Below are 11,677 nucleotides of genomic sequence, written 5' to 3' on the forward strand. Positions count from 1 at the left end.
GGTGGCCGTGGTGGCCGGAGTCGGCCGGGAGCGTCGCCCGGCCGGGTGAGGATCACCCATGTGGCCCCTGGCCTGGCTCGACGCCACGCCGGATGGCAGCGGCTGCGCTGTGTGGAACCGGCCTGGCGCGTACGTTGTCAAGGAGCCCCGCTGGCTTCCTGGTGCAGTGTGACGCGCGGGCAGCCGCTCGCTCGGCGGCCTCGTAACCGACCAACGGTGGCAGCACAGGACACGATGCGGGAGCGGAAGGGACGGGGCGTGGTGTGGAGGTACCGGGCGTGTCCCTGATCGGAGCGGTGCTGACCGTGCCGGTCAGGGCTGCGGGTGTGGTGACCGCACTCGCAGTCAAGGGCGCTGTGGAGGGCGTCGATGAGACCGCACGGATCGCGTCCGCGGTCGGCGGAGCAGCCGTCGGTGCACTGCGCGCGGGCACCCAGGCCGGCACGGCCACGTTCCAGCGGCGCCCGCTCACGGCAGAGCTGCCGCAGTCGCCGCGCGCCTCGGCGCCGTCGTCGTCCCCACCAGCGGAAGTGCCGCATGTTCCGGGCCTGTCCTCGGTCCGCGAGACAGTCGACCGCAAGCTGCAGGGCGCGGCGCGGGTCACTGAATCGCTCGGTGCCCTGGCCCGCGGCCGCCGCGACCGCCGGGTATGGTCCCGCGCCGGCCGCGCGCACATCCAGGCCCACGGCCTGCACGGCAAGGGGGAGCAGCACCAGCGCTACGCGCACGCGCTCACCGAGATGCTGGGCCGGATCGAGGGCGTCAACTGGGCCGAGGTGAACGCGGTCACCGGGCACATCCTGATCGACTTCGCCGAAGGCGGCGTCGACCTGGACTCGCTGGTGGACGCGGTGGAAGAGGTTGAGGAAGCCCACGAGGCGCGCCGAGCGGAGGAGGGCGTGCACGCTGCGCCGCCGGACGACGACACTGCCGTTGCGGCTGCCGGGCTCGCCCTGGCCGCCGACGGCGTGGGGCTGGTCGCGGCCGTGCTGGGTCGACTCTCCGACCTGCCACTGCTGCCACGGCCGGTGCACGCCGCGGTGACGCTGGCGGACACCGCACCGCGGGCCCGGGAAGCGTTGGAACAGCGCCTGGGCCCGTTGCGCGCCGATGCGTTGCTTGCGCTCCTGGGGGCGACCGCTCAGGGGTTGGCTCAGGGTGCGGTACCGCTCGCCGCCGATGCTGCGCACCGCACCTTCCAGCTCTTCGAGGTCCGCGCCCGGCGAGAGGCGTGGAACCGGCGTGAGCAGCATCTGGTGGTGCCCGGCGGGGTCGGGCAGCCCCAGGAGCACGCGGAGCGACCTGAGCGTCCCTGCCCGCTGCCGGACGGACCGGTGGAGAAGGCGGCCGATCGCACCGCGATGGGACACCTGCTCGGGGGCGTCGGCGCCCTGGTGGGCACCCGCGATCCGGCAGCCGCAGCCGAACTCATCCTCGCCACGGTGTCCAAGGCGGCCCGGCATGGACGGGAATCGTTCGCCGCCGTCCTGGGCCACGACCTCGCGCGCCGCGGCGTGGTGGTGCTCGAGCCCACCGCGCTGCGGCGCCTGGACCGGGTCAGCGCCGTCGTCATCGATTCCTCGGTGCTGTGCGACGGCGACGTTCGAATGCTCTCCGCCCTCTCGACCGGCGACGCCCTGGACGATGCCGGCGTCTGGCGGCTCGCCACCGCACTGCTCGAGCGATGCAGTATGGCCGATCTGTCCGGTACCGGACCGTGGCCGTCCAGCACCCCTGCCGACGCGGGCTACGGCGACGAGAGCGGCGACGGTGGCGACGCCCACCGGGGGAGTGGCGCCGACGGCTGGCGGCTGCTGCGGGCCGCGGACGTTCCCGACGGCAGCGGCCCGGCGGATCCCGCCGGCCTCACCCTGGATCTGATCGACCGTCACGGAACCATCTGCGGACGCGTACGGGTGGGAGCCTCGCTCGACCCGCTGGCCGAAGCCCTGCTCACCGCAGCGCACGACGCTGCCAGGCACGTCGTGCTCACCCAGCACGCGAGCACCGGGGAACTGCATGCCTGGGGTGACGAGTCCTCGGTCCGAGCCGAGGAGTTGACCGACCACATCCAGGCGCTGCAACGTGAGGGCCACGGCGTGCTGGCCATCGCGCACGACCGCGACCAGGCGCTGGACGCCGCTGACGTGGGCATCAGCGTCCTGCGCGGAACCGGTGTGGCCGACTGGCGCGCCGACCTGGTGTGCGGGCCCGGCCTGGCGGAGGTCTGGCGGGTCCTCAGCGCCGTACCGGCCGCGCACCGGGCCAGCGAACGAGCCGCGCAACTGTCATTCAGCGGCTCCGCGCTCGGCGCGCTGCTGCTCGTCGGGGGACCCGGACGCCGAAGTGGCGGTGGTCCGTTGAAACCCTTGACGACGTGGCAGGACCTGCCACCGGCGCACGCCGCCTCGTTGACTGCGATGGCCGCCAACGCGCTCGCCGCCCGGCGGCTGCAGCACCGACCCCTGCCACGGCCGGTGGTCCGCAACGCCTGGCACGCCCTCAGCGCGGAGGAGGTCTACAACAGGCTGCACCGCAGCCGTACCGAGCCCGAACTCGTGCCGCGCACCGGGGCGGCGGCGGTGCTGCACCGGATCCACCTGGCCGAGGAGAGGTTTGCAGAGAGCCCGCTGATCAGGCGTGCCGTGGTCACCCCGATCGGTGCGACCATCCGTCTGGCAGTCGCGGCAGAGCATGAACTCGACGATCCGCTGACGCCGGTCCTCGCCCTGGGTGCGGCAGCGTCGGCGATCGTCGGTTCCAGCGTCGACGCACTGCTCGTCGTCGGCGTGATGGCCGGCAATGCGGTCATCGGCGGGGCCCAGCGGCTGCGGGCCGAACAGGCCCTCGGAGATCTGCTGCTCGGTCAGCAGGTCCCTGCGCGCCGGGTCTGCGCTGACCGGGCCCAGGCCACCCCTGCGCACCCGGACGCCTCGGCGGTGGTGGAGGCTGATGCTGACGCTCGCCCCGGACCGGCCGACCAGGCGCCGCTCGCCCACCTCCGCGAGGCGCCGACCGAGGAGGTCCCCGGAGACCGGCTCCGAGCCGGTGACCTGATCGCGGTGCGAGCCAACGACGTCGTGCCGGCCGACGCCCGGCTGCTGCTCGCCGATGCCCTGGAAGTCGACGAGGCATCCCTGACGGGTGAGTCCGTCCCCGTGGAGAAGACCCCGGAGCCGACGCCCAACGCCGACATGGCCGACCGGCGCTGCATGCTCTACGAGGGCACCACAGTCCTGGCCGGCAGTGGCCTCGCCGTGGTGGTGGCCACCGCCGAAGCCACCGAAGCCGGGCAGGCTTCCACCGTTGCGGGGCACGTCCAGGCCTCAGCGGGCATGCAGGCCCGCCTCGCCGAACTCACCCGCATCGCTCTGCCCGCCACCGCGGTCGGCGGTGCCGCCGTCACCGCTCTGGGAATGCTCGGCGGCCTGCCGCTGCGCCGTGCCCTGGATTCCGGAGTCGCGGTCGCGGTCGCGGCCGTCCCCGAGGGGCTGCCGCTGGTCGCCACCCTCTCGCAGCTGGCGGCCGCCCGCCGCCTGTCCAGGCTCGGGGTGCTGGTGCGCTCCACCCGGGCCCTGGAGGCCCTGGGCCGAGTCGACACCATCTGCTTCGACAAGACCGGAACCCTCACTGAAGGCCGACTGCACCTGGTACGGCTGGTGGGGCCGGCTGCCCAGCCGCTGGTCCCGGGCAGCGAGGAGGGCCTGACGCTGCTCCGCGTCGCCGCCCGCGCCTGCCCGCCCACGGAGGCTGACGACCGGCACTTGCCCCATGCGACCGACCGTGCGGTCCTGCAGGCCGCAGGGACCGATGGAACGGGCCCTGGCTGGACCCTCGAAGAGGAACTGCCGTTCGAGACCAGCCGCGGTTACGCCGCCTCGCTCGGAAGAGAGGGCCAGCGGGTCGTGGTGGAGGTCAAGGGGGCTCCCGAGGTGGTCCTGGCCCGATGCGTCCGAGTACAGGCGCCCGGGCGCGCCCAGGCGCCTCGACGGTCTGCCCGCGAGGAGCAGCCGTTCACTGCGGCACGGCGCCGATCGGCACAGGGCACCGTACGCACGCTGGCCAAGCAGGGCCTGCGGGTGCTGGCAGTCGCCGAGAGGAGGGTTCCGGACACCGCGTCGGTGCGCGGGAGGGTCGCCGACCATGTGGAGGACCTGACGTTGCTGGGGTTCATCGGCATCGCCGACACCCCTCGGCCTGCCGCAGAGGAAACCGTCCGCAGGCTGGAGGAGGCCGGCATCCGAGTGACGATGATCACCGGTGACCACCCCACTACAGCCGCTGCCGTAGCCGCCGAACTCGGGATTCCGCACGCCGACCGGGTCATGACCGGCACTCAGATGGATGCCATGTCCACCGCTGAGCGCATCACCGCCGTGCAACAGGCAACGGTCTTCGCCCGTGTCTCCCCGACCCAGAAGACGCGCATCGTCAAGGACTTGCAGCGCGGCGGCTGCGTCGTCGCGATGACCGGCGACGGTGCCAACGACGCGGCCGCGATCCGCCGCGCCGACGTGGGAATCGCAGTCGCCGGACAGGGCTCCAGCTCTGCCCGTACCGCCGCGGACCTGGTCCTCACTGCGGCGGACACCTCGCTGATTCTGGATGCTCTGCGCGAAGGCCGGGCCCTGTGGGAGAGCGTGCGGGACGCCGCCGCGATCCTGGTGGGCGGTAACGCGGGCGAGGTCGCGTTCACGGTGTTGGGAACCGCCCTCGGCGGGCGGGCACCACTGACGACCCGTCAACTTCTGTTGGTCAACCTGCTCACCGACATGCTGCCCGCCTTGGCGGTAGCGCTGACTCCGGCAGAGCGCGGCGGCGATGAGGGGGATGTCTCATTGAGCGGCGCCCCGGCCCGCGGTTTCGCGGGCAAGGACATGGCACAGGTGCTCGCCGTACGCGGCGGCGCCACCGCGCTGGCCGCGCTGGCCGCCTGGCAGCTCGGCCGACTCACCCGGCTGGTCCCGGGTGGCAGGCGCCGCGCCTCCACCATGGGCCTGACCGCCCTGGTCGGCGCCCAGCTCGGCCAGACACTGCTCACTCGCTGGCACAGCCCGCTGGTGCTGAGCACCTGCGCGGTCTCGGCGGTTGCGTTGTTCGCGGTGGTCGAGACACCGGGAGTCAGCCAGTTCTTCGGTTGCACCCCGCTGGGCCCCGGCGCCTGGGCGATCGTCACCGGGGCGGCCACGGCAGCCACGCTCGGTGCGGCGGTCGCCCCCGGCCTGCTGTGGCCCCTCCCTGGCGCTACGGCAGATCGCCGGACTGATGAATTGTGGGTGTGACAAACCACCTCCATGCTCGTCGGGCCACCTGCTGCTGCTCGTGCAGCCTGCCGCCGACATGGTCGTGACCAGGCACATCGAGGTGGGTCGCCATATCCGCCCTTTGCCGGTCGGTCTAAGCCGAGCCGGCTCCGACTCCGTCGTGCCACGCCTGAGCGCTGGCCGTTGAGGCTCGCTTGGCCTGCTGATACCACTGAGTTGTCAGGCCGCGCGGGCTTGTTTCCATCCGGAGCACTCGCTTGCGTCCTGCGGACAACAGGGCCAGGCCGGTGAGGGAGACACCGGCCAGGGCGAGCAGGGATCCGCCAAAAGCGAGCGTGCCGCCTGCTGTGAGGAGGTGGGTGTTGATCTCGAAGCCCCACAGGGGGGCGTTGTCGTTGCTCATGGGGCCACGATGCGGCACCCCGCGCTGCTTCGCACGCCGACATCAGCCGGGTTGGTGCCCGGGGTCGTCCGGCGCGGTGTCGGCTGACCGCTCGGTGCTGCGAGCGAGGTAGGCGGCGACGCCGGAGCGAACCGTCGGAACGAGGGCCAGCGGGGCAACGGTGGTGGCGGTCAGCGCAGAGAGAGTGCCGTCCGGTCCGACCACCAGGTCGCGCGAGGAACCGACCAAGGCGTAGGCCACCAGGGGGCAGCGTGCTCGCGTACAGACCGATCACCGGGGGACGCCGGCGAGTTCGGCCATGCCGAGGGAGGCGGGAACGGCGACCGCCGCGACGGTGAGTCCGGCGAGGAGGTCGGTGCGCACCGCACTTGCGTGGCGGCCGCGTTGGAGTGCGAGACCTGGGCTGATGGACCGCCAGGAACTCGGTGGCAGGTGCACGAGGGTCGCCTTCCGTGCAGTCGCTCAGACCTGACCGCGTCTGGAGGTGGAGACGATCTCGCGGCCCAGCGGCGCGAGGGAGATTGGGATCATCTTGAGGTTGGCGAGAGCAAGGGGGATGCCGATGATCGTGATGAAGAGCACGATGCTGGTGATGAGGTGCAGGAGGGCCAGCCACCAGCCGGCCACCACGATCCAGATCACATTGCCGATCGCCGAGCCGACTCCCGCATCACGGCGTCTGACCGCGGTGCGCCCGAAAGGCCAGAGCGCGTACCCGGCAATACGGAAAGCCGCAATGCCAAACGGGATGGTGATGATGAGGATGCAACAGATGATGCCTGCGATCACGTACGCGATGGCCATCTCGATGCCGCAGAGGACGAGCCAGATGATGTTGAGAATGGTCTTCATGATCTCTGCCCTGCCATCCGTGTGAACTGGCGGTTTGTGGGATACGTCCGCTGGCCGGACCGCCCGGTCGGAACGGTGCGTTGGCGGCCGAGAGAAGGGCAGCCAGACCCGCTGCCTTCCCAGGCGAGATCGAGTCGATGGCCTGGGTCCGTCCAGGCCGGCGTGCGCGGTTCCTGGCCTTCCCGGGGACGCGATCTTCCTGCTGGAGGGCCACCAGCAGGAAGAGCAGACCCAGAACCAGTTCTACCCACAGAGACCACGCCGCACGAGCATCAGTACCGCGGCGATCAGCGCCGACGGACTGACGGCGATGCCGACGGCCGAAGCCGGCATCTGGCCGATCGCGCTACCCATGCCATGCCGCTTGGCCCGGACGGGGCAGGCCGCGTTCCATCAGTCACTTCCCGCTCATCAGCTTCGCGATGGCGAGCGGGTCTTCGCCCAGGGCCTCCAAGCGCTCCGCCAGCCTCCGGATCTGCGCGTCCTTTTCGTTCTCCTCGGCCGCGACGTTGACGAGAGCGTTGTGAGAGCCGTAGTAGGCGCCGCCGTCGAACACGCGGAGGACAAAGTCCGCCGCAGCGGCCTGTTCAAGATCATTCGTCAGAGCCAGCAGTTCGTTGGTGTAGGCAGTGGCCGGATGCGGTTCCATGTGACCATGAGAACTCGGTAAGCCTCCGGCCGCATCCGGTGGTGGCCTGCGCAGCCCTTGCTTCCGTCCGTTTGGACGCCCTCAGGGGCTGTGCGGACGGAAGCTTCGGCGGGCTGGACCAGGTGGAGCGGCGGAGCTGTTCAGGAGCCGAGAACCCTGGCCTTCTGGGCCGCGAACTCGGAATCGCTGAGTACACCCTGGGCCTTCAGTTCGCCCAGTTCCTTCAGTTGTTCGATCTTGCTGTCCATGGTGGGGGGCGCCGGCGCGGCGGCGGCCGGCGCGGCATAGGCAGCGGGCTCCGGCGGGGCTTGCTGGTATTCCTGCGGTGGGGCCTGCACTTGGCCCTGCTGAGCCCACCGACCCGCCTGCCGCCGTGACACGCGGTTCGAGACCGCAGTCGCCGTTCCGGCCACGACGGCCGTGCGTGCGACTCCGCGAAGTAGACCTGGCATGATTTGTTTCTCCTTGGTTCGTTGGCGGGGTCATGCTGCCTGTGCGGTGACCCGGCCGGAATGGACCGCGTCGACCAGGGCCTGGTGGTCGCGCTCGTTCTGGTCTGCGTAGCTCTCCGCGAACGTCGACAGTGCCCGGTCGAAGCTGTCCCCCTTCCCCAGGTACGCGGCGATGGCGATCCGGTCCCCGGACCTGGCGTGGGCGCGGGCCAGTGTGTATCCGCACAGTTGCCCGAACATCCGGATGCCCTCCGGCACCATCGTCTGGGGTTCGATGATCCCCTTCCAGTCACGCAGCTGGCGCACGTAGAAGTCGCGCTGGCGACCGTCGATGCCCTCGGCCCGCTCCCAGCCGAGGAAGATGTCGCTCGTGGCCTGCATGAGGCGTTGCCCGCTGACGACACGTTGCCCCTGGTTGGCGTACGCGCTCTCGCCCACGTGCTCCGCCAGTACCGATCGGTCGGCCTCCTTGACCTGGATGAGCAGGGGGTCCTCCTCGTCCTTGCCAACCATGAGGACGATCCAGCAGCGGGTGCCGACGCTGCCCACGCCGACAACCTTGCGAGCCATGTCGACCAGGTGGAACTGATCGAGCAGGAAGCGGTGGTCGTCCTGCAGGCTGTGGCTGTACCGGTCGATCAGCGTGCGGATGGTGCTCTCGAGCTGGCCGCGCTCGACATCGGGGAGCAGGTCGCCGATGGGTACGATCAACGGTGGTGCGGCGGCGATCCGGCGCTGCCCGTCGACCACCTCCGTCAGCTTCTCGAATGCCTGCAGACTGTCCCGCGTACGCGCTTTCGTCAGTGCCCGCGTGAGGTTCTTGCGCCGACGGGCGTTGAGCTGGTCGGCGAACAGGCTCTGCAGGCTGTCGGCCTCGATCTGGGCGTACCAGACGTCGAGATTGCGCATTCCGGCGAAGCTCCGCATTCGCTCGCGGTACGACCGCACGGTGGCTTGCACGATGGCGGCGCGCTCACGGTCGGAGTAGCCGTTCTCCCGCCCTGCGATCACCATGCTCGTTGCAAGCCGCTTGACATCCCACTCCCAGGGGCCGGGCAGCGTCTCGTCGAAGTCGTTGATGTCGAACATCAGATGCCGCTCGGGGGAGCCGAGCAGGCGGAAGTTCAGCAGGTGCGCGTCGCCGCACAGCTGGGCGGTGATTCCGCTGGTCGGGGTGCCGGCCAGGTCGGCGGCCATGATCGCGGCAGCGCCCCGGTAGAAGCGGAAGGGCGATTCGGTCATCCGGCCGTAGCGGATCGGCACGAGCTCGGGAACCCTTGCCGCCGACTGCTCCTCAAGGAGTGTGACCGGATTGAACCTGTTGCTCGACGGCGTGTAGTCGGCGTGACCCGACCGGGGTGCAGTCACCCGGGCTGCCCTGCCCCGGGCTGCGCGCTCCGCAGCAGTCGGGTGCGGGTGCTCGTGCGCACCCGCAGTCGTGGTGTCAGTCATGGAAAGACCCTCCTGCCTGCATGTAGCCGTTGGCAGCGTGCCCCGTTGGAAGCCCCGGGTGTCGCCGAGGCTGTTTTTCGCCGGTCGGGTCGCGGGCCGACCGGGCTTCGCCCAGATGCCAGTGGCGTTCAGATGCCGCTTACGGCCTCGTTCGGCAGCTCAATACAGAATGCGTGCGTGATGTTGCTCGCCGCAGAAACGACGCCGGCGCGCCCGACCTCCGCTGTTGGGTTCGCGGTCATCCGCCAATCTCCCATCCGGGCGGCGCCGCGCCTGCCGGTCGTGCCAGGCGCCGGGCGCTCCGCCACCCTCCCAACTCTAGGTCTGTCCGAACTACGGCGCCCGCCCGCGCCGTGCCTCACTGGACGAGTTGGTAGATGCTCTTGCCCACCAGCCAGAATCCCACCAGCAACGACAGGGCGACCACCGCCTGGTCCTGATGGTCGTCCATCCAGGTGCGCAGCCTGGCGAGTCTGGCTTGGGCGGCAGACGGCGCGAACGTCGCGTAGAGCTCGATAGCGAGGAGGCTCGCCGAGGACAGCAGGCAGAAGAACACCAGCATGAGGTACGACTCGATGCTGGAGATCTTGGCGTCCACAACGGTCGCACCGCCGGCGGCAACCAGCGCCCAGGGCTGGACGAGGACGGCCAGGCCGGCGGCGGTCCACGATGACGCGCGATCCACTCGCGCCAGCCAGGCAGGAGTCTTGTGGGGGCGGCCGGCACGGTGGCGCCGATGGTTGCCGTAGAGGAGCAGCCCGACCCCGACGGCCAGTTTGACGGCCAGGGCGGTGGTCGAGGGGGACGTGTGCTGATGCGGCGGCTTGCCTCCCGTGAGCGACAGGACTCCGGCGAGGACCGCGACCAGTCCGGCGAGCCAGGCAAGGATGAAGGCAAGGCCCTTGCGCACACCCCTATCGCCGGATACGAGCAGGATGAACGCAGTGATCGGCACCGGCTCCAGCGTGATCGCCAGACCCAGGAGAACGAGGTCAAAGATCATCCGCTTTGCTCACAATGATCATCAGGATCCTGCTCGATCCGGTCCACCGGCAGGCGCGCGGTGGGCTGGCTTCTTTCGTCATCACGCTACGGGGAGCTCGGACAACTCACGCGGTGGCGTCCGCCAACCGAGGGTGCGTGACCTGTGTGCCGGCTGGTACGAGGCGTGACGGTCGCCAGGTGTGGTGATCCCCCGGATTGCGGGGTGCGCTCTGCCCTGAACACGATGGGGGAATGAGCGAACCGATCGTGTTTGTGGGTCCGGTGGTCAAGGGCCCGCCACCTTATCGGCCCGTGCTCCTGCCCGGGCCGACGGCACTCGAGGCGAGCTCCTTGGACGAGCTGGAACGCCACCTCGCCCGCGCGGGCCTACGGGTGGACCTCGACGATCCGGCGCAGGTGTCCTGGGACGGTGGGGGCCGGGAGGTGTGGGTGACCTACCAGGTTGAGGTGTCCACCTTCATCGGGATGGTCCGGTACCGGCAGGTGAAGATCGAGCGACAGGACGGCACGGCGTTCTGGGAGCCGATCGCCACGCAGGCGGAGTTCGAGGGGCACGTACGCCGCCACCGACCGGATGTGGACCTCGCCGACCCTCTGCAGGTGTACTGGGCTGACCATCCGGGAGAGTGGTCGCAACGCTAGGGTGTCGCGGTTGGCTGCGCCGTGGCACAGCCTCACCCCTAGCGACGTCGCGTTCTCGAGTGCTGCACACTCCATGACCATTGAAAGACTCCAAAGCCCGACCGAACCCACGCGGTCCCACCCAGGGCCTGCTGACCGGGTCTGAGTTCGCGTGCCAGAAGGACCAGATCCTCAATAGCTGAACTGATGATTTCCGAACGCACGGAACCGGCATGGTGACGCCGACCATGGTTCCGCCGCGCCCACCGGGCCGCCTGTCGTCGTGAAACGTGGTGGGAGACCGCGGTTGCGGTCCCCGCGACGATCGCTCTGCGTACGATGCTGTGGAGGAGACCTGGCATGTCCCTCACCTTGCCGCTCTGTCCGTCGGACGGATTGGTTCGCGCGAACTCTCTCACTCAGGGGGAGCGGCGTCTGCGGTGTCGAGTGCCGTGAGGACGTCTGCTACCGGGATGCGTCCGCTGGCGATGAGTTGGGCGCCGTTGCGGCGTAGTGCGGAGACGAAGGGTGCGGCCCAGAGGTTCTCGTAGACGAGGATGCCGGCGGAGCTGCCGGGCTTGAGGATGGCGCTGGCCTCGGCGAGGTCGTCGTTGTTGAGCAGCCCGGATGATGCTCCTTCGAAGACGGCCAGGTCGAGTGTGCCGTCGTGGTCGAGGTCGGCGACGGTCACGCCGACCACCGACCCGTCCAATTCCTTCTTGATGAACGTCAGGTCGAGGATCCGGATGAGGCCCCGCTCGACCAGGTCGACGAGCATCGGTAGGCCCTCGCCGTTCATGCCTGTTCCTGGGAACTCGACGACCAGGTAGTCGATGGGTCCCGTTTCGTCATGGTCGTCGCTCACGTCGACTCCTTCATTTGTTCACGGTGCGGGGATTCCATCTGGCGGGATGTTGATCCGGTGCCCGTATTTCCCCTATCCATCATTGTGGGCGCAACGCCGGCCTGAGGCATGGCG

At 69.9% G+C, this 11,677-nt stretch carries 11 protein-coding genes; 2 read left to right on the plus strand and 9 right to left on the minus strand.

The genetic code is table 11. The features are described 5' to 3' along the window. The first annotated feature begins 278 nt into the window (after nucleotides 1-278). Complete coding sequence (locus tag ABIA33_RS11165) at nucleotides 279-5,282, plus strand: cation-translocating P-type ATPase (protein ID WP_370079980.1); 5,004 nt, start codon at nucleotides 279-281, stop codon at nucleotides 5,280-5,282. 115 nt (nucleotides 5,283-5,397) lie between these two features. Here ABIA33_RS11165 and ABIA33_RS11170 read toward each other — a convergent pair whose 3' ends face one another. The 8 genes from ABIA33_RS11170 to ABIA33_RS11205 all read right to left on the minus strand — a co-directional run bounded on the left by ABIA33_RS11170 (nucleotide 5,398) and on the right by ABIA33_RS11205 (nucleotide 10,075). Continuing rightward, a complete protein-coding gene (locus ABIA33_RS11170) occupies nucleotides 5,398-5,667 on the minus strand; it encodes a hypothetical protein (RefSeq protein ID WP_370079982.1) in 270 nt (89 codons plus the stop codon). A 42-nt stretch (nucleotides 5,668-5,709) separates the two neighbouring features. Further along, a complete protein-coding gene (locus tag ABIA33_RS11175; RefSeq protein ID WP_370079984.1) occupies nucleotides 5,710-5,907 on the minus strand; it encodes a hypothetical protein in 198 nt (65 codons plus the stop codon). 30 nt (nucleotides 5,908-5,937) lie between these two features. Beyond that, the gene (locus ABIA33_RS11180; protein WP_370079986.1) at nucleotides 5,938-6,030 is read right to left on the minus strand and encodes a SulP family inorganic anion transporter; all 93 of its coding nucleotides are present in this window, start codon (nucleotides 6,028-6,030) and stop codon (nucleotides 5,938-5,940) included. 99 nt (nucleotides 6,031-6,129) lie between these two features. After that, nucleotides 6,130-6,519, minus strand: coding sequence for a YccF domain-containing protein (locus ABIA33_RS11185; RefSeq protein WP_370079988.1), 390 nt, complete (start codon nucleotides 6,517-6,519; stop codon nucleotides 6,130-6,132). A 397-nt stretch (nucleotides 6,520-6,916) separates the two neighbouring features. Beyond that, the gene (locus ABIA33_RS11190; RefSeq protein WP_370079990.1) at nucleotides 6,917-7,168 is read right to left on the minus strand and encodes a hypothetical protein; all 252 of its coding nucleotides are present in this window, start codon (nucleotides 7,166-7,168) and stop codon (nucleotides 6,917-6,919) included. 140 nt (nucleotides 7,169-7,308) lie between these two features. Further along, nucleotides 7,309-7,620, minus strand: a complete 312-nt coding sequence (locus tag ABIA33_RS11195) for an SHOCT domain-containing protein (RefSeq protein WP_370079992.1) — start codon at nucleotides 7,618-7,620, stop codon at nucleotides 7,309-7,311. A 30-nt stretch (nucleotides 7,621-7,650) separates the two neighbouring features. Further along, nucleotides 7,651-9,072: a DUF2252 domain-containing protein gene (locus tag ABIA33_RS11200; protein WP_370079994.1), complete on the minus strand. Its 1,422-nt coding sequence runs from the start codon at nucleotides 9,070-9,072 to the stop codon at nucleotides 7,651-7,653. 358 nt (nucleotides 9,073-9,430) lie between these two features. Then, nucleotides 9,431-10,075 (minus strand): GAP family protein, encoded by a 645-nt coding sequence (locus tag ABIA33_RS11205; protein WP_370079996.1) that lies wholly within the window; start codon nucleotides 10,073-10,075, stop codon nucleotides 9,431-9,433. Nucleotides 10,076-10,308: 233 nt separating this feature from the next. Here ABIA33_RS11205 and ABIA33_RS11210 point away from each other — a divergent pair, with 233 nt between their 5' ends. Further along, nucleotides 10,309-10,719 carry a hypothetical protein gene (locus tag ABIA33_RS11210; RefSeq protein WP_370079998.1) on the plus strand — a complete coding sequence of 137 codons (411 nt, stop codon included), beginning with the start codon at nucleotides 10,309-10,311 and terminating at the stop codon, nucleotides 10,717-10,719. A 394-nt stretch (nucleotides 10,720-11,113) separates the two neighbouring features. Here the strand turns inward: ABIA33_RS11210 and ABIA33_RS11215 are convergent, their stop codons facing one another. After that, the gene (locus ABIA33_RS11215) at nucleotides 11,114-11,563 is read right to left on the minus strand and encodes a DUF6325 family protein (RefSeq protein ID WP_370080000.1); all 450 of its coding nucleotides are present in this window, start codon (nucleotides 11,561-11,563) and stop codon (nucleotides 11,114-11,116) included. Nucleotides 11,564-11,677: the final 114 nt, after the last annotated feature.

The organism is Streptacidiphilus sp. MAP12-16, assembly GCF_041262165.1.
GTDB lineage: Bacteria > Actinomycetota > Actinomycetes > Streptomycetales > Streptomycetaceae > Streptacidiphilus.